At 59.6% G+C, this 23,410-nt stretch carries 20 protein-coding genes and 1 pseudogene; 6 read left to right on the top strand and 15 right to left on the bottom strand.

Annotated features, from left to right (window positions below; all coding sequences use genetic code 11):
• Positions 1-20: 20 nt before the first annotated feature.
• Genes ACEN8E_RS14545 through ACEN8E_RS14565 form a run of 5 tightly spaced genes read right to left on the bottom strand, consistent with a single transcriptional unit; the run spans position 21 to position 3,602 of the window.
• Positions 21-500, bottom strand: a complete 480-nt coding sequence (locus ACEN8E_RS14545) for an Lrp/AsnC family transcriptional regulator (protein ID WP_007974731.1) — start codon at positions 498-500, stop codon at positions 21-23.
• Positions 501-512: 12 nt separating this feature from the next.
• A complete protein-coding gene (locus ACEN8E_RS14550) occupies positions 513-1,274 on the bottom strand; it encodes an ABC transporter ATP-binding protein (RefSeq protein ID WP_495593226.1) in 762 nt (253 codons plus the stop codon).
• Positions 1,275-1,330: 56 nt separating this feature from the next.
• A complete protein-coding gene (locus tag ACEN8E_RS14555; protein WP_495593227.1) occupies positions 1,331-2,041 on the bottom strand; it encodes an ABC transporter permease in 711 nt (236 codons plus the stop codon).
• On the bottom strand, positions 2,038-2,763 hold the full coding sequence (locus tag ACEN8E_RS14560; protein WP_008015641.1) for an ABC transporter permease: 726 nt from the start codon (positions 2,761-2,763) through the stop codon (positions 2,038-2,040). Before ACEN8E_RS14560 ends, ACEN8E_RS14555 begins: the two co-directional genes overlap by 4 nt.
• A gap of 59 nt (positions 2,764-2,822) precedes the next feature.
• Positions 2,823-3,602 carry a transporter substrate-binding domain-containing protein gene (locus tag ACEN8E_RS14565; protein WP_495593228.1) on the bottom strand — a complete coding sequence of 260 codons (780 nt, stop codon included), beginning with the start codon at positions 3,600-3,602 and terminating at the stop codon, positions 2,823-2,825.
• A 585-nt stretch (positions 3,603-4,187) separates the two neighbouring features.
• Here ACEN8E_RS14565 and ocd point away from each other — a divergent pair.
• Positions 4,188-5,261, top strand: a complete 1,074-nt coding sequence (gene ocd, locus ACEN8E_RS14570) for an ornithine cyclodeaminase (protein WP_495593229.1) — start codon at positions 4,188-4,190, stop codon at positions 5,259-5,261.
• A gap of 209 nt (positions 5,262-5,470) precedes the next feature.
• Here ocd and ACEN8E_RS14575 read toward each other — a convergent pair whose 3' ends face one another.
• Positions 5,471-6,448, bottom strand: coding sequence for a saccharopine dehydrogenase family protein (locus ACEN8E_RS14575; protein WP_495593230.1), 978 nt, complete (start codon positions 6,446-6,448; stop codon positions 5,471-5,473).
• The gene (locus ACEN8E_RS14580) at positions 6,445-6,846 is read right to left on the bottom strand and encodes a VOC family protein (RefSeq protein ID WP_495593231.1); all 402 of its coding nucleotides are present in this window, start codon (positions 6,844-6,846) and stop codon (positions 6,445-6,447) included. The genes ACEN8E_RS14575 and ACEN8E_RS14580 overlap by 4 nt, the downstream gene beginning before the upstream one ends.
• A gap of 189 nt (positions 6,847-7,035) precedes the next feature.
• On the opposite strand from ACEN8E_RS14580, the gene ACEN8E_RS14585 reads away from it, so the two are divergent.
• Entirely contained in the window at positions 7,036-7,935 is a 900-nt protein-coding gene (locus tag ACEN8E_RS14585; RefSeq protein WP_495593232.1) for an AraC family transcriptional regulator, read from the top strand.
• 273 nt (positions 7,936-8,208) lie between these two features.
• A complete protein-coding gene (locus ACEN8E_RS14590; RefSeq protein WP_495593233.1) occupies positions 8,209-8,577 on the top strand; it encodes a hypothetical protein in 369 nt (122 codons plus the stop codon).
• A 419-nt stretch (positions 8,578-8,996) separates the two neighbouring features.
• On the opposite strand, the gene ACEN8E_RS14595 is transcribed toward ACEN8E_RS14590, so the two are convergent.
• Both ACEN8E_RS14595 and ACEN8E_RS14600 read right to left on the bottom strand, forming a co-directional pair.
• On the bottom strand, positions 8,997-9,296 hold the full coding sequence (locus tag ACEN8E_RS14595; RefSeq protein ID WP_495593234.1) for a hypothetical protein: 300 nt from the start codon (positions 9,294-9,296) through the stop codon (positions 8,997-8,999).
• A 209-nt stretch (positions 9,297-9,505) separates the two neighbouring features.
• On the bottom strand, positions 9,506-10,147 hold the full coding sequence (locus ACEN8E_RS14600; RefSeq protein WP_495593235.1) for a response regulator: 642 nt from the start codon (positions 10,145-10,147) through the stop codon (positions 9,506-9,508).
• Between the two features lie 220 nt (positions 10,148-10,367).
• Here ACEN8E_RS14600 and ACEN8E_RS14605 point away from each other — a divergent pair, with 220 nt between their 5' ends.
• The 3 genes and pseudogenes from ACEN8E_RS14605 to ACEN8E_RS14615 all read left to right on the top strand — a co-directional run.
• Positions 10,368-15,230 carry a HAMP domain-containing protein gene (locus ACEN8E_RS14605; protein WP_495593236.1) on the top strand — a complete coding sequence of 1,621 codons (4,863 nt, stop codon included), beginning with the start codon at positions 10,368-10,370 and terminating at the stop codon, positions 15,228-15,230.
• Positions 15,231-15,260: 30 nt separating this feature from the next.
• On the top strand, positions 15,261-16,400 hold the full coding sequence (locus ACEN8E_RS14610; RefSeq protein ID WP_495593237.1) for an ATP-binding response regulator: 1,140 nt from the start codon (positions 15,261-15,263) through the stop codon (positions 16,398-16,400).
• Positions 16,401-16,545: 145 nt separating this feature from the next.
• Positions 16,546-16,716: pseudogene (locus ACEN8E_RS14615) on the top strand (helix-turn-helix domain-containing protein); the annotation flags it as partial.
• A 51-nt stretch (positions 16,717-16,767) separates the two neighbouring features.
• Here the strand turns inward: ACEN8E_RS14615 and ACEN8E_RS14620 are convergent.
• From ACEN8E_RS14620 to ACEN8E_RS14645, 6 genes are all read right to left on the bottom strand, one after another.
• Positions 16,768-17,514 carry a 2-keto-4-pentenoate hydratase gene (locus ACEN8E_RS14620; protein ID WP_495593238.1) on the bottom strand — a complete coding sequence of 249 codons (747 nt, stop codon included), beginning with the start codon at positions 17,512-17,514 and terminating at the stop codon, positions 16,768-16,770.
• On the bottom strand, positions 17,511-18,947 hold the full coding sequence (hydA, locus tag ACEN8E_RS14625; RefSeq protein ID WP_495593239.1) for a dihydropyrimidinase: 1,437 nt from the start codon (positions 18,945-18,947) through the stop codon (positions 17,511-17,513). Before hydA ends, ACEN8E_RS14620 begins: the two co-directional genes overlap by 4 nt.
• 110 nt (positions 18,948-19,057) lie before the next feature.
• Entirely contained in the window at positions 19,058-20,191 is a 1,134-nt protein-coding gene (locus tag ACEN8E_RS14630; protein ID WP_495593240.1) for a pyridoxal-phosphate-dependent aminotransferase family protein, read from the bottom strand.
• A gap of 108 nt (positions 20,192-20,299) precedes the next feature.
• Positions 20,300-21,196, bottom strand: a complete 897-nt coding sequence (locus tag ACEN8E_RS14635; protein ID WP_495593241.1) for an allantoinase PuuE — start codon at positions 21,194-21,196, stop codon at positions 20,300-20,302.
• Between the two features lie 54 nt (positions 21,197-21,250).
• Entirely contained in the window at positions 21,251-22,120 is an 870-nt protein-coding gene (locus ACEN8E_RS14640) for a MurR/RpiR family transcriptional regulator (protein ID WP_495593242.1), read from the bottom strand.
• A gap of 36 nt (positions 22,121-22,156) precedes the next feature.
• A complete protein-coding gene (locus ACEN8E_RS14645; protein WP_495593243.1) occupies positions 22,157-23,392 on the bottom strand; it encodes a cysteine desulfurase-like protein in 1,236 nt (411 codons plus the stop codon).
• Positions 23,393-23,410: the final 18 nt, after the last annotated feature.

Consider the following 23,410-nt stretch of genomic DNA (forward strand, 5'->3'; position numbering starts at 1 on the left):
TCGCGAGCAAGCTTTTGATCTTATTCCATCGTGGTCTTGACCATCGCCAGCTCCGGGTGGCTGACCAGTTTGTCGATGTGCAGATCCGGGTCGTCAAACCAGACTTCGGTCAACACCCGGTAATGCTCCATGTCACGGCAGCGCATGCGCAGGCTGTAGTCGAATGCGCCACTGATCAGGCGGCATTCCAGCACCTGCGGGCAGGCGCGGACCTTGGCCTCGAAGGCCTTTTGCGCTGCACGCCCGCTCTGGTTCGACAACGCCACCAGCACCAGCAACGACAAACCCGGTGTCAGTTTCTTCTCGTCGAGTATCGCGCCATAGCCGCGAATGACCCCGAGCTGTTCCAGCTTGCGTACCCGTTCCAGACAAGGCCTGGGGGTCAGGTGTACGCGCTCGGACAGCTTTTGATAAGTGATGCGCCCTTCGTGGCGCAACACTTCAATGATTGCCTGATCGATACGATCAAGCACGATCGACAGATCGCGGATATCCGCCATGTACGCCTTGCCTCACTTCAAACGACCCGATAGAAATTGCTGCAAACGTTCGCTGTTTGGCCGGTCGAGTATCCTAGCATCACCCTGCTCCTCGACCCGGCCCTGATGCAGGAACAACACCTGGCTGGAGACCTGTCGGGCAAAGCCCATTTCGTGGGTCACCATCAACATGGTCCGGCCTTCTTCGGCCAGTGCCTGAATCACCTTCAGGACTTCACCCACCAGTTCCGGGTCGAGCGCCGAGGTGGGCTCGTCGAACAACAGGATTTCCGGTTCCACCGCCAGGGCTCGGGCAATCGCCACTCTCTGTTGCTGTCCGCCCGACAGAAACGCCGGGTACTGATCGGCCACCCGCTGCGGCAGGCCGACCTTGTCCAGATACGCCCGCGCGCTTTCTTCAGCGGCCTTGCGGCTTATGCCCAGGACTCGACACGGCGCCAGCACGATGTTCTCCAGCACGGTCAGGTGACTCCACAGGTTGAAATGCTGGAACACCATCGCCAGCCGCGTGCGCAAACGCTGCAACTGCTTCGGGTTGGCCACGCGCATGCCACCAACGCCCTGACGGGTGAGGACCCGCTCGCCATCCAGGGCAATGGCACCTTCGTCCGCCCGCTCCAGAAAGTTGATGCAGCGCAGCATGGTGCTCTTACCCGAACCGCTGGCGCCGATCATGCTCACCACGTCCCCTGCCCGTGCGTTCAACGAGACGCCCTTGAGCACTTCGTTGTCACCAAACCGTTTATACAGATTTTCAACCGTGAGTTTGTACATGCGAATACTCCTGGAGCGGCACGTTGATCGGCGCCGCTCTGGATTAAAGATGGAAGTCAGTGAGTCGGGCCGAGAAAGCTCAGCCAGCGTTTCTCCGCCAGCCTGAAAGCCCCGACGAGCCCGAACGACAGCGCGAGGTACAGCAGACCGGCGATGCCGAATGCCTGGAACGTCATGAAGGTCGCCGCATTGGCGTCCCGGGCGATTTTCAGGATGTCCGGAATCGTTGCGGTAAATGCCACCGAAGTCGCGTGCAGCATCAGGATCACTTCGTTGCTGTAGTACGGCAGCGCGCGGCGCAGCGCCGAAGGCAGGATCAGTTGCAGATACAGGCGCCAGCCACTCAGGCCGTAGGCATGGGCCGCTTCGATTTCACCGTAGGGAATACTGCGGATCGCCCCGGCGAAAATCTCCACGGTATAGGCGCAGGTATTGAGGGTGAACGCCAGCAAGGTGCAATTCATGGCGTCGCGGAAAAACGCTTCGAGCAATGGCTGCGAACGGACCACGGCGATGCCGTAGATCCCGCTGTAGCAAATCAGCAACTGGATATACAGCGGCGTGCCGCGAAACACGTAGGTAAACAGCTGGGCCGGCCAACGCAAAACGCCCCAGCGCGACACGCGCAAGATCGCCAGGGGCAGCGACAGCACGAAGCCCATGGCAATGCTCGCCACCAGCAACCACAGGGTCATCGCCAGTCCGGTGAAGCTTTCGCCGTCGCTGAACAGGAAGGGCCGCCAGTATTCGGCAATCAATTCGATCATCGCGCCATCCCCCGCACACCCTGGTTATAGCGCCGTTCCAGCACGCGCAATACGTAGTTCGAAGCGCTGGTGATCAGCAGGTAAAGCGCTGCGGCCAGCAACAGGAAATCGAGCATATTGAACGTACTTTTACCCGCCTCCTGCGCGACCTTGACCAGGTCCGACAAACCGATGATCGATACCAGCGCCGTGGCCTTGAGCAGCACCAGCCAGTTGTTGCCAAGGCTCGGCAAGGCGAAACGCATCATTTGCGGGAACACCACGAAGCGAAAGCGCTGCCAGCGATTCAGGCCAAAGCACGCCGCGGCTTCCTGTTGCCCGCGTGGCACACTCAGAATCGCCCCGCGAAAGGTCTCGGTGAAATACGCACCGTAGATGAAACCCAGGGTGACGATGCCGGCCACGAACGGATCGATTTCCATGTAGGCCCAGCCCATGGCCTCGGTCAGGGCGCTGAGCCAGCCTTGCAGGCTGTAGAAAATCAGCAGCATCAACACCAGGTCAGGCACGCCACGGATCAGTGTCGTGTAAAAGGTCGCCGGCAGATTGAACAGCTTCAGTGGCGACAGCTTTGCCGCAGCGCCGAGCAGCCCCAGCGCCATGCTCACCAAGAGCGCGAGCGCCGACAGTTTGAGGGTGACCCAGGTGCCATGCAGCAACAAAGGGCCATAGCCTTGCAGGGCCGAAAGGTCGAGCCCCAGGATATTCAGGAAGGAATTCACGCCAGTCACCTGTCTTGATGCGCCCCGGTCGCTGCGACACAGCGACCGGGACGCGAGGATCAGTTGTTGTAGAGGTCCAGATCACCGAAGTGTTTCTGCTGGATCTGCGCGTAGATGCCCTTGTCATGCAGGGCCTTGATGGCGGTATTGAGCATGCCTTTGAGTTCTTCGTTGTCCTTGCGCACCCCGATGGCGATTTCCGATGGCACCAACGGGTCGCTGATGCCTTCGCTGTTCTGGAAGTCCGCGCCTTGCGGCGAGGTCAGGAAACTCATCTGCGCTTGCAGCTTGTCCTGGATCGACGCATCGAGACGGCCATACACCAGGTCGGCATAGACCTGATCCTGATTCTGATAAGCCCGCAGTTTCACCCCGCCCGGCCCCAGTTTGGCCTTGGCGTAGGTTTCCTGAATCGTGCCCTGCATGTAACCGATGGTTTTACCGCGCAGCGACTCGGCCGTGGGCAGCAGTCCGGAGTCTTTGCGGGTAACGATGGCGGTTGGTCCGGCGTACAGGCGATCGGTAAAGTCGATCTGTCTTTTGCGCGCGTCGGTCACGGTCATCGAAGATTCGATGGCATCGAACTTACCGGCCTTAAGTCCCGGAATCAGTCCGTCGAAGTCATTGCTGACCCACACGCAAGTCAGCTTCAGCTCGGCACATATCGCATTGCCCAGATCCACGCCGAAGCCCTGCACCCCACCATCGGCCGTGGTGGATTCAAAGGGCGGATAGCTTGGGTTGACGCCAAATCGCAGCTCCTTCCATTCCTTGGCGCTGGCGCCTGTGGTGCAGCACAGCAACGCGAGTGCCGGCAAAGTCAGCCATTTGATGTTCATCTTCTTGAGTCCCGGATTATTTGGATTTATCGCGATCCGGCGCCTGCGTCGGACCACACTTTTTTACAGGGGCAGAGAGTCGATGCGGTCTTTACCGCAGCCGTTTTTGTTGTTGTTTTCGACTGCAAACAGCCAGTCGCCGGAGTTGCATTCCATCTCAAGCGGCGATCGACAAGCGCTTTAAACGGACCGCCAGAATGCCAATTGCGAGAAAGGTGCTGGTGTCGTAACCCCGGGTTGAAACAGCGTGACTGTGCTGAACGAAGGGCTTTCACAGCCGATTCTGTCGTCTGCTGCAAATCACTGTTTCTCTACTTAACGGGAGCGGCACAGGACATGTGATGGCGGTTGTGGCCTTCTTTATCTGCATGAAGATGCATCGTGAAGCACCCAGCCGATTCTGCTGTGCGTGCTGTGTTTTTCGACTTCTCTCGCTGTCTCCTGGGTCGGTATTGGCCGAAACCTTCTCGCCATTGCCTCGACAATGGGTCCGTCGCAAATACATGGACCACCTCCCGAGTCGCAGCCGCCAAAGCGCAAGGCAGTCCAGGCCGGCACACAAAAAAAAGCCCAAAGGAACCCGATATGACCCGTTACATCGACGTCAATGATCTGAGCCGTCTCGTCCAGGAAAAAGGCTTGCCTCGATGCCTGACCGAAATGGCCGAGTACATCCGTCAGGACTACGTACGCTGGCCGGATTTCGAAAAATGCGCGCGCCTGGCGAACCACTCACCCGAGGGCGTGATCGAGCTGATGCCCGTGTCCGATGCAGCGCTCTACGCCTTCAAGTATGTCAATGGACATCCGAAGAACACGCACAATGGCATGCTGACGGTCATGGCGTTTGGTGCATTGGGAGACGTCGATACCGGCAAGCCTGTGCTGCTGAGTGAAATGACCCTGACGACCGCCATTCGCACCGCTGCCACCTCTGCGCTCGCGGCCCGTTACCTCGCCCGACCGGACAGCCGCCGAATGGCACTCATCGGCAATGGCTCGCAGAGCGAATTCCAGGCCCTGGCATTTCATACGTTATTGGGCATTACTGAAATCAGTCTCTACGACATCGATCCTGCCGCGACAGCGAAGCTGGTAGCCAACTTGCGGGCCTACCCCGCCATTGCGGTGACCGTTGCCAAAAACGTCGCCGAAGCGGTACGGGGTGCCGATATCGTGACCACGGTCACGGCCGACAAGGCCTACGCAACCATTCTGACGCCTGAGATGATCGAGCCCGGGATGCACCTCAACGCCGTGGGCGGCGACTGTCCCGGCAAGACCGAACTGCACCGGGACATCGTGGAGCGTGCGCGGGTCATGGTCGAGTACGAACCGCAAAGCCGCATTGAAGGTGAAATTCAGCAGATGCCCGTCGACTCCCCGGTTATCGAGTTCTGGAAAGTCATCGATGGCCAGACTCAAGGTCGCCAACATGCCGAGGAAGTCACCTTGTTCGACTCGGTCGGCTTCGCCCTCGAGGACTATTCCGCCTTGCGCTATGTGCTGGATGTAGCAAGAACGCTCGCCATTGGCAGCGACATCCAGCTGGTGCCAGAGCTGCAGGATCCGAAGAACCTGTTCTCGTTGCTGCAGCCTTCGGCACCAGCCGATGTACAGCCCGTGCACCATGTGAGGGCCCCTGCGCTGGAGATTTGATCTCGACAGCAATCTGATCGCGCGCGCCCCGCCCCTCTGCCGCCAGCCCAAGTACGTGACCTGCCTGGGCCTGGGCGCCCGGGGCGGTCGGCGGTGATGCGTTCCATTGGATTGCGGCCTTTTGGGACTACTGATCGCCAGTGGGTACAGGGCCGCTCGGAACCCTGGATGAGCATTCGATGCTCGCGAAACCGAAGCACTGTTGCGCTTTAAAAGTCGGTGATGGTTGTCCCGTCGATGCTCTCGGCGAATCCACTTCCGAACACCCGGGCAGGTGTTTCAAACCCCGGCCGTCGATCGCCGTCCAACACTCGCCGAGCGGCTTCAACTGCCACCAACGGTGTGTAGGAGTAGCCGTTGACGGTTTCAATCATCGAGCGTGCCACGCTGCGATTGGCGCCCGTGACTTCTACTACCGCTCGGGCACGATGAGCTTCGCGCTGTTCAACGCTTGGGCCGTCAGGCAGCTTCGACAGATCGCCCTGCGGGAACGCATCGCCACTGACGTGCACGAACATGGCAATGTCGGGAATGCCGGTGGAGTGCCAGCCGGTCACCAGGTCACCGAACGACAGCGGCGCGCACAACACCGGGCCATCACCAAAATCGAAGTGCCGCGGCTGCGCTTCGGGTGTAGTCACCAGCAGTCCATCGACCCGCGCCAGAAGGCCTGCACCAATGATTTCGCTGACACTCAGGGCTGATCCCCGTGACATGGAACCTGCAATCTGCAGTGCGATCCTCAGTGAATGCGGATTCTGCACACGGCGGGCGACATGCATCGCCAGGCAATCGGTCGGCACCACATCCCAACCGACACCGGGCAGTAACATGACGCCCGCTGCGATGGCCTGAGCGCCAAGTTGCTCCGCCTGCCGATAGACGTTGATCTCCGCCGTGATGTCCAGATAGTCGACCCCAGCCTGGATACAAGCCCGCATCAACACAGCCGCCGTCTGTGCGAACGGCCCTGCGAAGTTCACCAGCACCGCGATGCCCTCCAAAGACTTCGTTGCCTGGGCATCAGCGTTGAACACTCGATAAGGAACATCCAGCTGCGCGGCGAGCGATTGCAGTTTTTCGCCATTGCGCCCGGCGATTACAACGTCCAGGCCCTGCCCTTTGGCATGTTCGGCGGCCATGCGACCGGTGTACCCCGTCGCCCCGTAGATCATTAATGTACTCATGGGGTGTGCTGCCAGTTCTTGTAGACGAATTCGAGACTGTAGCCGTCCGGGTCGAGGACATTGGCGGCGTAATAATCGGGGTCGTAATGCAGACGTGCCCCCGGGGCGCCGTTGTCGACAGCGCCGCTTTGCAGGGCAGCCGCATAGGCCGCGTCTACCTCGGCCTTGCTGCCCGCGACAAAGCCGACGTGCACCGCTCGCCCCTCCACCACGCCTTCGCGCAGCCAGAAAAACATGCGTCCGTTGGCCCCGAAACCTTTCAGGTCAGGATGCCCGGGCGGGCCGTCCTTGCCGTCGTAATCAAGCCTTGCGGTGATGCCCAGCGGGGTCAATGCCGCTGTGTAGAAACGAATGGAACGATCGATGTCACTGACCGACAGAAAAACATGATCAAGCATGGAGGTGCCTCGCGCTCGGATACCGATTCAAATGAAATAGCCGCCCGCCACTTCGATGGATTGGGCGTTGATCCAGAGTCACCACAGTAGCCATCTGCCTCGCGGCGAGCGCAGCCGTTCCTGCTCGAAACCTGCCTGTTTCTGCTTTTTGCTTGCGTGCCCGTATCCGCGTGAGTTCAGATGAATGTCATGAAAACCCGACTGACAGAACTGCGCGCCCTGGCGCGCCGAGCCGAAAACCGCCGCACGGACACGGGTATCCCGCGCGTCGCCATGATTCAGGGTGAAATCCCTGAACACCTGCTGGCCGCCGTTTACGAACCGATGATCAACCTGATACTGCAAGGCAGTAAATCCATGACCATCGCCGACCGTACGCTTCGATATGACCCGGCGACTTACTTCGTCATGTCCATCGACCTGCCAGCGGTCGGTCAGGTTCATCCCTCTGCAAGCGGCGAACCTTATCTGGCGGTCAGCCTGACACTCGATCCGGTTGTCTTGACGACGCTACTCGCCGACTTGCCCAAACCGCTCGGACAGCATGAACAGGAAACCGGCTTTTCGGTGGCTGCTGTCACGCCAGACCTGATGGATGCCTGGGTGCGCCTGCTGCGCTTGATGAACAAGCCCGAGGAAATCGCTGCCCTTGCGCCGGTCTATGAGCGAGAGATTCTGTACCGTGTCCTGCAAGGCCCCCATGGCTGGATGCTGCGCGATATCGCGGCACCCGACAGTGCCATGGCGCGCGTCAACCTGGCCATTGCGCACATTCGCCAGGACTTTGCCGAACCCATCCGGGTGGACGCATTGGCACAGCTCGCGTCAATGAGCGTGTCAGCCTTCCACCGCCACTTCAAAGCCGTCACGGCGCTGAGTCCATTGCAGTATCAAAAGCGCGTTCGCCTGCTACAGGCCCGGACACTGATGGTGGCCAATGCCAGAAGTGTCACTGGCGCGGCATTCGAAGTCGGTTATGAAAGCGCGACCCAATTCAGCCGCGACTACGCACGCGTGTTTGGACTTCCGCCTTCGAGAGATGCGGCCCGGATTCTTGGGGAAATCCGAGGTAGTGGAAGTGGTTGTTGAGCCTGTTTGCAGTTTTTCATTGGCGTGCATCCTCAAGACAGCCGAGGAACGCCTGCTTTACGACTTAGCCAATCTGTAGCGTCCACCGGTTGAATCCACAGCCAGAAACGAACGTCCGATCCAAAGCTGCTTTCGAGCAGAAGCAAGCGTTGCCAGGTCGCGACCAGCAAGCCGCTGCTATGCTGAGTCGAATTCCGTCACCGCTGTATGCTTATTTGCAGGACGTGCTCACGTGTCTGCCGACGCAGCAAGCAAATGACAAGGCTACCTGGCATGGGCGATTCTTTCTGGAGCAGGTTCGGCCCCGAACTGACATTGATGACGTTCAGCGTATGTTTTTGCTATGCGATGTACCACACGCACGTGACCTATCAGCGCCGCAACAAAGAACGAATCGAGAAAGCGTTTCACACAACCATGGCGCAACATGGCATTGAAAATGTGGAAATCCGACAGGATCACACAAACCCGGGGGCCCGTGGCAAAGTCGGGAAAAGGCCGTTCGATGTTCACAGGATTCTTCACTGCCCGCCGGATCGCTGGTTCGTCTACCTCCATGTCGAGGACACAAATCCATCGCTTATACCGATTTCAGAGCAGCGCGCAATGGCTTCCCTCAACAGCCAGGGGGGAATTGAATAGGCCGATGCTGACGTTAGCGCCCTGTTCAGAGGGTGTGTGCGGCTGTATTGGATGGCAGCCCTTCGTGACGGGTAGCACCCGGCCAAAAGCACTCATTCAATATCGGTTTTTTAGCGGAAAACTGAGATGCCTCCCCCAACACCTCTCAGGTCCAAGATGCCATCGTGAGTGGATCATTCTCGCTTAGCTGAGCACCATTACGCCATTGAGCTGGCTTTTTTGTCTTCGGTAGTAATTGGCCAGAAGCGGCCTCTCAGGCAGGGCCATCAAGCCCGGCAAGCAAACCACACGGCACAAGCCGCAACCAGGGAGGCCGCGGCTCTTCAAATGCCGGGTTTTGCTTCTGACCGGGGGGAATGTCCCTGCCGGCCGACGATAGCGAAATATCAATGACTCGCAGTCGATATGGCGCCAGGCTTCTATCGTTTGCCCTTGATGGCGACTACGGAAAGATAGGCACCCCAAAGCAGGCCGCACACGGTAAGTATCAACTCCGGATTGAAAATGTTCTGATCGACCGGCGCCACCCGGATTTCGCTGTAAAGGCACAAGGCGCCCGCGATCAACGCCATAAAGTAGTTGGTCCGGGTTCTCGTCCGGCGCAGCAACAGAACCTTTTTCAGACCCTCGTCTTTCCACTCTTGCCGGGGCATGCACTGGATCTCTTCCAGCAGTACCAGACCCCACAGCAACGCGCATAACCAGTAGCCAATCATCATGTAGTCCTCCAGTTGGAACTTTGATTCAACATGAATGCAGCGCGTACTCCGCGCTCAACCTACAAATTTTGCAGAGAGGTTAATATGCTCGAGTTGAACGGATCCCACTATCGACGTTAGCGGGACATCCTTGTGGAGATATCAGCCAAGAGTTTGTAGTGTTTCCACTACAGGCAGGCTGGATCGACGACGGCGGATGGCAAGGCGTTCTAGGTCAACAGGCCGTTTTCCAGTGCATAGCGGGCCAGTTTGGCATTGCTGTCCATCCCGGTTTTTTCCAGGATGCGTGCCCGGTACGTCGTGACGGTACTCGGGCTCAAGTGCAAGATCTGGGCGATGCGGACAATTCTCTCACCTGCTGCGAGCAGCTTGAGTACTTCAAGCTCCCGGTCGGACAGCGCTTCGTGGGGTGCCGCGTCGCCTCTGCCGATAGCGTTGACCAGTTTCTCTGCCAGCTCGGGACTGACGTGTTTGCCGCCCGACGCCACCTTGCGCACTGCCGCAACCAGGGTGGCGGCGGAAATATCCTTGGTGAGGTATCCCGCAGCGCCGTGCTTGATGGCGCGTAACGCATAGGCCTCGACCGAATGCATGCTCAACATCAGCACGGCGAGCCTGGGCTTCTCTGCACGCATGAGCTTGAGGAGCTGTAGGCCGGTCTTGTCGGGCAGCTGGATATCGACCAGCGCCACGTCGAAATCCTGCTCCCGGACCAGGAGCATGGCGTCCTGTGCCGTCTCTGCTTCACCCGTTACTTCGATCTCGCCAGCGGTCTCCAGCATGCGGCGCACGCCGTTACGCACGATGCTGTGATCATCCACCAGCAAGACTCTGATTTTCTGGTCAGGCATCTGTATTTTCCATTCGTACCCGCAAGGCCCTGAGGTCAGTGACCGGCAAGCCACGGAATCGGCCGCAAAGTTTGACGTTAGCAGGCCGCGATTGCATTGCAAGATGACAATTGCCCCAGGATCCGGGGCATTGCGCCAACCTTGCTAGTATTCCCTAAGCTGACGCTCGGTTCTCAACATGGGAAACACTGCGTGGCATCAACTTTGACTGGACACAGACATGGTCACAGTAACGACACCGATTGAAGATTTCGACATGAAGACGTTGCTGGCGGCGCTGAAGGCTTTGCGCAAAGGTGACTTCACTACGCGCATGCCGGAAGACTGGACCGGCATGCCGGGCAAGATCGCCGACACGCTCAATGAAATCATCGACATGGCGGCCGACACCACCACCGAATTCGAACGCGTGGCGCGACTGATCGGCAAGCAGGGCAAGGTCGATGAGCGTATCGAATTGCCGATGATGAAAGGCTCATGGCAAAAGATCGTCAATTCGAGCAATGCGCTCACCAGCGACCTCATCAGCCCGATGAACGAGATCATTCGCGTTGTCGGTTCGGTGGCCGAGGGCAATCTGAGCCAGCAGGTACCGCCGGTACTCAACGGCCTGAAACTGCGGGGCCAGTTCCTCAAATCCGCCGGGATCGTGAACACCATGGTGACGCGACTGGGCTCCTTCGCCTCCGAAGTGACCCGCGTGGCCCGCGAAGTCGGCACCGAAGGCATTCTCGGCGGGCAGGCCAATGTCAAAGGGGTGTCCGGCACCTGGAAAGACCTGACCGACTCCGTCAACGACATGGCCGCCAACCTGACCACCCAGATGCGCAACATCGCCTACGTGACGACCGCGGTGGCCAAAGGCGATCTGGGCAAGACGATTACCGTCGAAGCCAGGGGTGAGATTCTCGAACTGAAAAACACCATCAACACCATGGTCGGCCAGCTCTCGAGCTTCGCAGCGGAGGTGACCCGCGTGGCGCTGGAAGTCGGTACCGAAGGCAAGTTGGGCGGTCAGGCCGAAGTGCGCGACGTATCGGGCACCTGGCGCGACTTGACCGAATCGGTCAACGGCATGGCGGCCAACCTGACCACCCAGGTGCGCAACCTCGCCCAGGTGACGACGGCGGTGGCGCGTGGCGACCTCGGCAAGAAAATCACCGTTGAAGCCAAGGGTGAGATTCTCGAGCTGAAAAACACCATCAACACCATGGTCGACCAGCTCTCCAGCTTCGCCGCGGAGGTGACCCGCGTGGCGCTGGAAGTCGGTACCGAAGGCAAGTTGGGCGGACAGGCCGAAGTGACCGGCGTATCCGGTACCTGGAAGGACCTGACCAATTCGGTCAATGGCATGGCGGCCAACCTGACCACCCAGGTGCGCAACATTGCCGACGTGACGACGGCGGTGGCCAACGGTGACCTGTCGCGCAAGATCACCGCCGAAGCGAAAGGTGAAATTCTCCAGCTCAAGGAAACCATCAACACCATGGTCGACCAGCTCTCGACCTTTGCCGACGAAGTGACACGCATGGCCCGCGAAGTGGGGACTGACGGCAAGCTCGGTGGCCAGGCCAAGGTGGCGGGTGTCGGTGGCACCTGGAAAGACCTGACCGACTCGGTCAACAGCATGGCGGCCAACCTGACCAATCAGGTGCGCAACATCGCCGACGTGACGACGGCGGTGGCCAAGGGCGATCTGGGGCGCACGATTACCGTGGAAGCCAAGGGCGAAATCATGGAGCTGAAGAACACCATCAACACGATGGTGGACCAGCTCAACAGCTTTGCCGCCGAAGTGACGCGGGTGGCGCGTGAAGTCGGCACCGAAGGCAAGCTCGGCGGACAGGCACAGGTGCAAGGCGTGTCCGGTACCTGGAAGGACTTGACCGAAAACGTGAACTTCATGGCGGCCAACCTGACCAGCCAGGTGCGCGGCATCGCCAAAGTGGTGACCGCGGTAGCCAACGGCGACATGAAGAAGAAGCTGACACTGGAAGCCAAGGGCGAGATCGCCGAACTGGCCGACACCATCAACGGTATGACCGATACGCTGGCGCTGTTCTCCGACCAGGTGACCTCGGTGGCGCGTGAAGTGGGCGTCGAGGGCAAGCTGGGGGGCCAGGCCAACGTGCCGGGTGCTGCCGGCACCTGGCGCGACCTGACCGACAACGTGAACGGCCTGGCGGCCAACCTGACCAATCAGGTGCGCGCCATTGCCGACGTGGCGACTGCCGTGACCAAGGGCGATCTGACCCGTTACGTGGAGGTGGAAGCAAAGGGTGAAGTGGCGGAACTGAAGGACAACGTCAACGAGATGATCCGCAACCTGCGGGAAACCACGCGGCAAAACGCGGAACAGGATTGGCTCAAGACCAACCTCGCGAAATTCACCCGCCTGCTGCAGGGCCAGCGCGATCTGGCGGCTGTCTCCAAGATGGTGCTGTCGGAACTGGCTCCGCTGATCAACGCCCAGCACGGTGTGTTCTACATGATGAACGAGAACCCGCCCGATCCCGCGAAACTCAAACTGCTGTCGGCTTATGCGTACAAGGGCAACATCAATGTCAACGATGAGTGGCGGCTCGGCGAGGGCCTGGTCGGGCAATGCGCTTATGAGAAGCGGCGCATCCTGTTGACCGATGTCCCCGGCAATTACGTCGCGATTTCATCGGGCCTGGGCGCGGCCGCCCCGCTGAGTATCATCGTGTTGCCGATCCTGTTCGAGAACAAGGTCAAGGCCGTGGTCGAGATGGCTTCGTTCACGCGCTACAGCATCATTCATCAAACCTTCCTTGATCAACTGGCTGAATCGATCGGCATCGTACTGAACACGATCGAAGCCAACATGCGTACCGAAGAACTGCTCAAGCAGTCGCAATCGCTGGCGCAGGAGTTGCAAAGGCAACAGGAAGAATTGCGCCAGACCAACGAGGAGCTGGAGGACAAGGCTGGAATGCTCGCCGAGCAGAAAGCCGAAGTCGAGAGCAAGAACCGCGAAGTCGAAATCACCAAGCTGTCGCTGGAGGAGAAGGCGGAGCAGCTGATGCTGACCTCGAAGTACAAGTCTGAGTTTCTCTCCAGCATGTCCCACGAGCTCAGGACGCCATTGAACAGCTTGCTGATCCTGGCCCAGCAACTCGGCGACAACGCGGAACACAATCTCACGCCCAGGCAGGTCGAATATGCCAGGACCATCCGTAGCGCGGGCAAAGACCTGCTGGAGCTGATCGACGAGATTCTCTATCTGTCGAAGATCGAGTCGGGTACGGTCACTCTCGATCTGAATGAAGCGCTGTTCGCCAATCTGCACGACCAGATCGAACGCACCTTCCGGCCGGTCGCCGAAAGCCGGGGCCTGACCTTCACGATTGAACTGGCGCCTACCCTGCCCCCCGCCATCTGGACCGACGAAAAGCGCCTGCTGCAGGTGGTCAAGAACCTGCTGTCCAACGCCTTCAAGTTCACCGAGCAAGGCAGCGTCAAGATCAGCATCGCACCCGCTGTGTCGGGGTGGAGCGTGGATCACAGCGAACTGAATCACGCCGATGCGGTGGTTGCCTTCGTGGTCACCGACACCGGCATTGGCGTCTCTGCCGGCAAGCAGAAACTCATCTTCGAGGCGTTCCAGCAAGCAGACACCGGAACCTCACGCAAATACGGCGGCACCGGCCTCGGCCTGTCGATCAGCCGCGAGCTCGCACACCGCCTGGGCGGTGAGCTGCGGCTGATCCCCGGCGAAATTGGCAAGGGCAGCATTTTCGCGCTGTACGTGCCCCTGCGCACACGGGATGCCCAGCGCCAGTCGCCAGACGAATCAGTGACAGAGACAGTAACTGACCAGGTCAGGCGCGACCTCATGCCAGGCCCGTCTGCACAGATACTGGACGACCGCGAGTCCGTCCAACCCGGGGACCAGGTGCTGCTGATGCTCGAGGGCGACGCCCGGTTCGCCAGTATTCTGCTCGAGGCCGCGCGCCAGAAGGGATTCAAGGCGATCGTCACGACCCAAGGCATAGATGCACTGGAGCTTGTCGAGCGCTTCAAGCCCGCCGCGATCACCCTGGACCCAGGCCTGACGGACATCGATGGCTGGTTGCTACTCGAGCAGTTGAAGCGCAATTTCGCCACGCGTCACATCCCGGTCCAGATCATTTCGGTCGATGACGACCGCACACGCGGGCTGCGCTATGGCGCTTTCGATTTTCTGCTCAAGCCGGTCACGGCCGACGAGATTCAAAATGCACTGGTCGGCATCGTGGCATTCGCACGGCGCAAGACCAGGAGCCTGCTGCTCGTCGACGGCGACGAAGGCAGCCGCGCCCGCATCCTCGATCTGCTCGGCAATACCGACGTGAAGATCGCAACGACCGACAGCAGCGCTGAAGCCTTGAAGAAACTGGCAAAAAAACGCTACGACTGCATGGCAATCAACCTCAAGCTGCCCGACGCCTCCGGTATCAGCTTTCTCGAGGCGTTGCAGGAAGACCACGCCATGCGTGAATTGCCGATTGTCGTCTATGGTGCGCAGACACTGACCAAGCAGGAGCACGAGCGATTCAGGACACTGCTCGGCAAAGGCGTCATCAAGGCCGTTCAATCCCCCGAACGCATACTCGACGAAACCGCGCTGTTTCTACACCGTGTCGTCGCCAGGCTGTCGCAGGCCCAGCGCAGGATGCTGGAAAAACTCTATGAGGGCTCGGACAGCCTGGAGGGTAAAAAGGCCCTGGTGGTCGACGATGACGTGCGCAATATCTTTGCCCTGACCAGCGTGCTCGAGTGCAACAAAATGCTGGTGACCACGGCCGAAAACGGCCGGACCGCCATAGAACTGCTGCAGCAGCAGCCCGATACCGACATCGTCCTGATGGACATCATGATGCCCGGGATGGATGGCTTTGAAACCATGCGCCAGATCCGTACATTCAAAAGATTTGAAACCCTGCCCATGATTGCCCTGACGGCCAAGGCGATGATGGGTGACCGTGAAAAATGCATCGAGGCCGGCGCATCGGACTATGTCAGCAAGCCGGTGGATACCGACCAGTTGCTGTCACTGATACGCAAATGGCTCTATCGATGACGCTGCGGACGCCAGCACAAACCGAGTGGCATGAATATGCAGCAGGAACCTCCGGTACTCAAAGACACAGCCCAGGTGCGGCATCCGCTCCCGCCTGATGGCGTGCCGGCATCCGTGTTGCTGGTGGATGACAATCCCGCCAAGCTGACGGCGCTGGCCGCAGTGATCTCCGACATGGGCCTGGATATTGCCACGGCAACGTCCGGGCGCGAGGCACTGCGCCTGCTATTGCAGCGCGACTTCGCAGTCATTCTGCTCGACGTGAAAATGCCCGTGATGGATGGTTTTGAAACCGCGGCACTGATTCACGGCCGCCCGAAGTCGGCCCACACGCCCATCATCTTCGTCACAGCCGAGGCCGATACGGATACCGAGCGCTTCCGCGGTTATACGTCCGGTGCAGTGGATTACATCTTCTCGCCGATTGTGGCCGAAGTTCTTCGCGCCAAGATCCGGGTGTTTGTCGACCTGTTCTACCTGCAGCGCAAACTGGTGATGCAGGCCGAAGAATTGCTGCAATCGAAGCGGCAGCTGCGCGAACTGGCCTCCTATCAGGAACACATCAAGGAAGAGGAGCGAAAGCGCATCGCGCGCGACATCCATGACGAGCTGGGACAGAGTCTGCTGGCGTTGCGAATCGATGTCTCCATGCTGCAGGCGCGCACCAGTACCCTGCACCCCAAGCTCAACGAAAAGGCCAGTGATGCGCTGAATCACCTCGATACGGCCATCCGCAGTGTCCGCAGTATCATCAATGAACTGCGGCCACCCGTACTCGATCTGGGATTGCAGGCAGCGATCGAGTGGCAACTGGAAGAGTTCCGCCAGCGCAGCACGGTCGAGTGCACGATGTCGGTGAAAGACCAGGATATGCGTTGCGAGCTGAATGAAAAATCCGCCACGACACTGTTTCGCATCGTGCAGGAATCGCTGTCGAACATTGCCCGGCACGCGCAAGCGACACAGGTGCGTATCGAACTCTACAGGGACGGTAACCGGCTTTGCTTGCAGATCAAAGACAACGGCGTAGGCATGACCGATCGCAAAAAACTGAACTCGTTCGGGCTGGTGGGGATGAAGGAACGCATCAGCATGCTCGGCGGGGAATTCACTATCGACAGCGCACCGCACAAAGGAACGAGACTGACGATATCGCTGCCACTCGACTGACTCGGGTGGCATTGAAATGCCATGGCCCAGGCCCATCGGACGGGCCAACCAGGGTTGGAATGTTTTAATCTTCGCTCCTGAGGAAACCGGACGATCAATCGCGCAGATGGCATAATCGCGAACTGTTTATAACAAGAGCGCATGAATGACCGTCGAAAGCCATGACCAACTCGCGATCTTCTCGGCCATGGCCCAAGAGTGCAGTTTCACCCGCGCCGCCGCCAGGCTCGGCATGTCTCAACCGGACTTGAGCCGGGCGATGCGTCAGTTGGAGGAGCGAGGCAAGCCTCAAAGCCAACGCCTTTTAAGCAGGAGCAATGCGCCGGCTGGCTCCGTAAACTGAAAATCAGCAAGCCGTTGAAACGCATTAAGTCGACAAGGCAACCCGTCCTATCCCGGCAAACTCAACTTCCACTTGCACCCCGGCCGACGCCCAGTAGATACCGGTCCAGCTACCACAAGCCACCAGGTCACCGGCTCGCAAGGGGCTGCCCAGTGCCGCAGCGTGACGCGCCAGCCACGGCAGCGAACTCAGCGGCTCACCGAATGGATGGCTGCCAACGCTGACGAACTCAGGCTCCCCATCCACCCGCAACGTCACCTGTTGTCTTGACCAATCCGGCATTTGCCTCAGCGTTTGCGGTGCACCGAGTACAAGCGCGCGGCTGAGTTGCCGGTCGGCCAGCCGAAGCAGTGGCGCGGCCTGATCGCCCTGCAGCCAGCGCGTGCCACACAGTTCGATGCCCGGCATCCACACATCGACCGCCGCACAGGCCATGGCCAGATCAGTGTGCTGGTCGAGGTCGCGCGACAGGCGCACGATCAGTTCTCCCTCGATCCCGAAACCGAAGGCATCGCCCGGCGGAACCTGCCAACCCGACGGGTGTACCGCCATTGCCGGTACCCTGGCGGCGCTGATCAGCCCTCCCGGAGCGCCGCCCAGTTTCCAGGCCGCTGGCGGCCCGGAGGCGAGCCAGCCGAGGGCATCCGCTACCTGGTGCTGCACGGCATAAGCTTCGGCTTCGCTAGCCAGTTCCAGGGTTGGCAACGGTTGTTGGCGCCCCTCACGCCAACCACGAATCAGGATGGCGGCCACCTGCGCGACCGCACTCACAATGCCAGCTCAGTCTTACGTCGGCGCAGTTGCGCAGGCGCCGGGCGCTCGCACGGCAGAAACCGGCCGCGACCAGCCTCACCGCGCGGCTCGCCGTCCCAGACCACCTCACCGCGAGACAGGGTCATGGCCGGCCAGGCGCTCAGCGTCATGCCGGCGTAAGGCGTGTAATCGACGTTGTGGTGCAGCATTTCGTTGCACAGGTGCACCGACTCACCTTCGTTCCAGATCACCAGGTCGGCATCAGCACCAATAGCGATGCTGCCCTTGCGCGGATACAACCCATACATCCTGGCGGCATTGGTGGAGGTCAGCGCAACAAAGCTTTGCGCGGTGATGCGCCCACTGCGCACGCCTTCAGACCAGAGCAGTGCCATGCGGGTTTCGACACCGGGAATGCCGTTGGCGATCTGGTCGAACGACACCTCTTCACCGTGGGCCTTCTTGCCATCCGGGCCATCGAAGCGAAAAGGTGCGTGGTCTGACGAGAAAATCTCGAACGAGCCGTTCTCCAGGCCATCCCAGATCACCCGCTGGTTGGCGGCATCGCGCGGCGGCGGGCTGCAGATGCACTTGGCGCCTTCGAAGCTGTCGTCACACCCCAGCGAGTCGGCGGTCAGGAACAGGTACTGCGGGCAGGTTTCGGCGTACACCTTCAACCCCTGGCTCTGGGCCCAGCGAATCTGCTCCACAGCCTCGCGACCCGACACGTGCACGATCAGGATCGGCACGTCCACCAGCTCGGCAAGGGCGATGGCACGATGGGTCGCTTCGCGCTCCACCAGCATCGGCCGCGCCGCGCTGTGGTAGCGCGGCGCAGTCAGCCCGGCCGCCAGTAGTCGCTCGGTAAGCCAGGCGATGCAATCGCTGTTCTCGGCGTGGAGCATCACCATGGCGCCCTCACGGCGCGCGACCGACAACGTCTCGAGAATCTCCCGGTCGCCCAGCTTCAGTGCATCGTAGGTCATGTAGATCTTGAACGATGTATAGCCTTCAGCAATCAAGGCCGGCAGTTCTTCACGCAGCACCTGCGGGGTGGGGTCGGTGACGATCAGGTGGAAGGCATAATCGATCACCGGCTTGCTGCCCGCCCGACGATGGTAGTCATCGACGGCGGAGCGCAGGCTTTCGCCCTTCTGCTGGCAGGCGAACGGGATGACGGTGGTGGTGCCGCCGCAGGCCGCCGAGACCGTGCCGCTGAAGAAGTCATCGGCCATCACCGAGCCGTCGCCAGTCGGCTGGTCGAGGTGCACGTGGCTGTCGATGCCACCGGGGGTGACATGCCGGCCTGCCGCGTCGATTTCCTGGTGACCTTGCGGCAGATCCAGGCCAAGGGAGACGATGCGCCCATCACGAATACCGATATCGCTGGTGAACGTGTCCGCGGCGGTTACCACGCGGGCGTTGCGAATCACCGTATCAAAAGGTTGCATATCAGGCCTCTTCCAGTAGTAACCGGCCCCAGCCGGTCAGGCGGTGCGTGTCTGCGCCCGTGGTTTTCAACATGACCCGGACCACTGTGGTAACGGTGTCGAATACCGGCTTAGTTAGCCATCACCTCGTCCAGTGCCTGCTCAAGGGTGCTGACCGTGCGCTCGATATTGTGCAGCTTTTCGAGTCCGAACAGACCGATGCGGAAGGTCTGGAAGTCGGCCGGCTCGTCGCATTGCAACGGCACTCCGGCGGCGATCTGCAGGCCATGGTCGGCAAATTTCCTGCCGCTCTTGATGTCGGCATCATCGGTGTAGCTCACCACAACGCCAGGGGCCTGAAAGCCGGCGGCGGCCACGCTTTTGATGCCTTTGCCGGTCAACATTGCGCGCACCCGATCGCCCAGAGCCTGTTGTTCGCCGCGGACCTTGTCGAAACCGTAGGCTTGCGTCTCTTTCATCACTTCGTTAAACCGCGCGAGGGAATCACTGGGCATGGTCGCATGGTAGGCATGTCCGCCCTGTTCATAGGCCTGCATGATCTGCAGCCACTTTTTCAGGTCGCAGGCGAAGCTGCTGCTTTGCGTCTGCTCGATGCGCTCGAGGGCCAGCGAACTGAACATCACCAGGGCGCAGCAAGGGGAGGCGCTCCAGCCTTTCTGTGGTGCGCTGATCAGCAGGTCGACTGCGCATTTGTGCATGTCAACCCAAAGCGTGCCTGAGGCGATGCAGTCCAGTACGAAAAGGCCACCCACCGCATGCACGGCGTCGCCGACGGCCCGCAGGTACTCGTCGGGCAGGATAATCCCTGATGAAGTTTCAACGTGGGGGGCGAAGACAATCTGCGGCCTCGAAGCCGCGATGGCTGCCAGCACTTCGTCCAGAGGGGGTGGGGCGTAGGCAGCCTGGCGACCGGTGTCGACCGGTCGGGCTTTCAGCACCGTAGTGGCCGCCGGGATGTTGCCCATCTCAAGGATCTGGCTCCAGCGATAACTGAACCAGCCGTTGCGTATCACCAGACACTGCTGGTCGGTGGCAAACTGTCGCGCCACTGCTTCCATGCCGAATGTTCCGCTGCCCGGGACCACCGCAACAGCCTGGGCGTTGTAGACCTGTTTCAGGGTCCTGGAAATGCTCTTCATCACGCCTTGAAATGACTGCGACATGTGGTTGAGCGAGCGGTCGGTGTAGACCACTGAGTACTCGACCAGCCCCTCGGGATCGATACTGGGATATAGCTTTGACATGGGGTGACTCCTTTGGCAGAGATGTCAGTGGTATTGACCCTGCCCCAAGCCTTGGCAAATGACAAGATGGCTCGGGATTGAGCGACTTCTGTCGTGATTACCACGCAATCAAGTTCGTTCAAGCCAGGCACGGGCGATTTCTTCGCGCGTAGCAAACCAGACGCCACCGTATTGCCTGGCGTACTCGATGAATTGCTTGATCGCCCTTACCCGCCCGGGACGGCCCACCATACGTGGGTGCAGTCCAATCGACATCATGCGTGGTCCTTCAGCCGACTCCTCATAAAGGACCTCAAAGCTTTCTTTCATGTATTCGAAAAAGTCCGATGCCTGCGACAGCCCCGGAGAGTTCCAGTAGCGGAAATCGTTCACGTCAGCGGTATAGGGCACCACGAGATGACGCTTGCCCTCGACCTCGACGAAGTAGGGAACATCGTCGTTATAGGCATCGGAATCGTAAAGAAAACCGCCCTCCTCGGCGACCAGACGGCGGGTGTTGACGCTGGCGCCATAGCGGCAATACCAGCCAACAGGACGCTTGCCACAGGTGCGCTCGAATGACTCGATGGCCAAACGCATGTGTTCACGTTCCTGCTCTTCGGTCAGGCGAAACACTTCCTCCCAGCGATAACCGTGACTGCAAATTTCATGTCCACCGGCCACGGCAGCGCGTGCAACATCGGGGTTCTGCTCAAAGGCCACAGCGCAAGCATGAAAGGTTGCCCTTACCGATTGCTGGTCGAGAATATCCAGAATCCGCCAGATCCCCACGCGCGAGCCGTACTCATACATGGACTCCATCGCCAGATTGCGTGTGCCGTCGGGTATCGAATAGCTACCCCATTCGGTCATTGACTCCTGGTCCGGGTCACCCATGGCGAGTGAACGTTCGGAGCCTTCTTCGTAGTTGATCACCAGGCTGATGGCCAATCGTGCGCCATTGGGCCAGGTGCCTTGCGGGCGTTTTCTACCGTAACCCACTAAATCGCGTGCAGGTGAAACCATCGGGATCTTCTCCTGAAGTGACTGGTTAAATAAGTACGTAGCGAAGGTAGCGACTTAGCAGTCGATATCTTTCAGTCGGTCATGACTGAAGGTGCTATCCGATTGCCACTCGCTGAAGGCCACCCCCATGGCCAGGGTTTGCGCAATACAGAACGAAGCGGTAAGCGAACGAAAGCCCAGCAGTTCGGCGTCGTTGACCTCAATCACCGTATCGGCCATCTGCCCGATAGGGCTCAGAACGCTGTCAGTGATCGCCACCAGCGTCACGCCTGCATGGCGCGCCTGGCGACAAGCCTCAACGGTGTCATTGGCGTACGGCGGAAAGCTGACAGCTATCAATAAATCATCATCGGCAATGGCGCTGACCTGCTCCGGCAAGGTGCCGCCAGCACCGCTGATGTGCACGGTTCGCCGACCCACACGACTCAATGCGTAGCTCAGATACGCCGCCACCGGAAAGGCTCGACGCATGCCGATAACGAAGGTGGTACGCGCCACTTGCAGATGGGCGATGGCCGCTTCGATATTGGCCTGCTCTCCCCCTTCGGCCAGGTGTTCCAGGGAAACGATATTGGCCTGACTGAATTCCCGCAGAATCGCGCCGACGTCGCTCGGATCTTCGAGCAACGTCTCACCGCCGTAGTGCCGAATACGCTCGCTTTGGGTGTCGGCAGCCTGTTGCAGCGGTGCGCGGAACAGCCGCTGCAAATCCTTGAAACCCGCAAAGCCAAGGGCCTGAGCCAATCGAATATAAGCGGCAGGCGCGATACTCGAGCGCTTACCCAGTTCGGCTACCGTGTTGAGTGCGATCTCATGCGGGTTGTCGATCAGGAATCGGGCAGCATCGCGCAGACGACCGGTCAGTTGTTCGTGCTGGGCCGCTATACAGTCACGCAGCTCTGCAAGGGTTTCAGGTAAGGCCATGATGAAGGCTCGTCAAATTAGAAGTGTGTAGGCCTGTCAACGCAACGCATCGATTGCTTGATCCAGCGCAGTGATGAGACGGTCGACTTCTTCCAGCGTGTTGTAATGCGCCAACGACACCCGCACTACCCCGCCAAACCGATCAAGCCCAAGGGCTTCGATAAGTCGTCGTGCATAGAAGTCACCAAAGCGAATGCCGATCCGGTGCTCATCGACCCTGCGCACAACAGCCTCTGATTGAACCCCCTCAACAACGAAACTGATCGTTGGCACCCGATTGCGGGTATGTGCCTTGCCAATGATCCGAACGCCCTCTCGCTGGCGCAAAAATGCCAGCAGACGCTCGGCGAGCAAATCTTCCTGCACCTCGAAGGCATCGAACGCAGCCTGCATGCACTTGCGCTCGCTGCCTTGTGCGCCAAGACGGGTGCTGATGTCGAGCAGGTAGTCGGTAATACCGATGCAACCGAATGACAACTCGTAGTTGACGTTACCCGGCTGCAATTTGTAAGGCACCACGTCCTGGCCGATGAAAAAGTGGTTCAGGCTCGGCAGTTCAAGCAACAGGTAACGACGCCCCCAGAGTACGGCAAAGTGCGGGCCAAACGTTTTGTAGAAGCTGTAGACGTAGAAATCGGCTCCGCTGGCCTGCACATCCACCAGACGGTGTGGCGCATAAGCGACGGCGTCCACGCACAGCTTGGCGCCCACCGCATGGACACGCCGCGCAACTTCGGCAACGGGATTGATTGAACCGAGAATATTCGAGGTGTGGGTCATCGCCACATAGCGGGTGTTGTTATTGAGCAACACCTGCAAGTCATCCAACTCGAGTTCACAACTGACGGGATTGACCTGCCACACACGCAAGGTCGCGCCGCGGTTTTCGCACAATTTGACCCAAGGACCGATGTTGGCCTCGTGGTCGCAATTGGTGACGATGATTTCATCGCCCGGGACGATTGACGGGGCGATGGCGCGACACAGGATTTGCAACAAGTGGGTGGTCGAGCCGCCCATGATCACTTCTTCGGGATGCTCGGCGTTGATCAACTGCATGACCGAATGACGTGCCTGCATCACGCGCTCGCCAGCGTCGACGGAAGCCTGGTAGGACGCGCCCAGTTGCACACTGCTATTGAGCAGGTAATCGCTGACCCGCTGCGCCACGGTACTCAGCACCATCGAACCACCGGCGTTATCCATGTAGGCAAAGCCACCGGCCAGACCTGGAAATTGATTGCGAACATAATCGATATCGAGAGGATTCACTCTACTTTCTCCAGCCGG

The organism is Pseudomonas sp. Pseusp9 (assembly GCF_059491265.1).

Bases quoted from the DNA above. Each gene is read 5' to 3' on its own strand.
- ACEN8E_RS14545 (WP_007974731.1), bottom strand. From the start codon at position 500: ATGGCGGATATCCGCGATCTGTCGATCGTGCTTGATCGTATCGATCAG.
- ACEN8E_RS14550 (WP_495593226.1), bottom strand. From the start codon at position 1,274: ATGTACAAACTCACGGTTGAAAATCTGTATAAACGGTTTGGTGACAAC.
- ACEN8E_RS14555 (WP_495593227.1), bottom strand. From the start codon at position 2,041: ATGATCGAATTGATTGCCGAATACTGGCGGCCCTTCCTGTTCAGCGAC.
- ACEN8E_RS14565 (WP_495593228.1), bottom strand. From the start codon at position 3,602: ATGAACATCAAATGGCTGACTTTGCCGGCACTCGCGTTGCTGTGCTGC.
- ocd (WP_495593229.1), top strand. From the start codon at position 4,188: ATGACCCGTTACATCGACGTCAATGATCTGAGCCGTCTCGTCCAGGAA.
- ACEN8E_RS14575 (WP_495593230.1), bottom strand. From the start codon at position 6,448: ATGAGTACATTAATGATCTACGGGGCGACGGGGTACACCGGTCGCATG.
- ACEN8E_RS14580 (WP_495593231.1), bottom strand. From the start codon at position 6,846: ATGCTTGATCATGTTTTTCTGTCGGTCAGTGACATCGATCGTTCCATT.
- ACEN8E_RS14585 (WP_495593232.1), top strand. From the start codon at position 7,036: ATGAAAACCCGACTGACAGAACTGCGCGCCCTGGCGCGCCGAGCCGAA.
- ACEN8E_RS14590 (WP_495593233.1), top strand. From the start codon at position 8,209: ATGGGCGATTCTTTCTGGAGCAGGTTCGGCCCCGAACTGACATTGATG.
- ACEN8E_RS14595 (WP_495593234.1), bottom strand. From the start codon at position 9,296: ATGATGATTGGCTACTGGTTATGCGCGTTGCTGTGGGGTCTGGTACTG.
- ACEN8E_RS14600 (WP_495593235.1), bottom strand. From the start codon at position 10,147: ATGCCTGACCAGAAAATCAGAGTCTTGCTGGTGGATGATCACAGCATC.
- ACEN8E_RS14605 (WP_495593236.1), top strand. From the start codon at position 10,368: ATGGTCACAGTAACGACACCGATTGAAGATTTCGACATGAAGACGTTG.
- ACEN8E_RS14610 (WP_495593237.1), top strand. From the start codon at position 15,261: ATGAATATGCAGCAGGAACCTCCGGTACTCAAAGACACAGCCCAGGTG.
- hydA (WP_495593239.1), bottom strand. From the start codon at position 18,947: ATGCAACCTTTTGATACGGTGATTCGCAACGCCCGCGTGGTAACCGCC.
- ACEN8E_RS14630 (WP_495593240.1), bottom strand. From the start codon at position 20,191: ATGTCAAAGCTATATCCCAGTATCGATCCCGAGGGGCTGGTCGAGTAC.
- ACEN8E_RS14635 (WP_495593241.1), bottom strand. From the start codon at position 21,196: ATGGTTTCACCTGCACGCGATTTAGTGGGTTACGGTAGAAAACGCCCG.
- ACEN8E_RS14640 (WP_495593242.1), bottom strand. From the start codon at position 22,120: ATGGCCTTACCTGAAACCCTTGCAGAGCTGCGTGACTGTATAGCGGCC.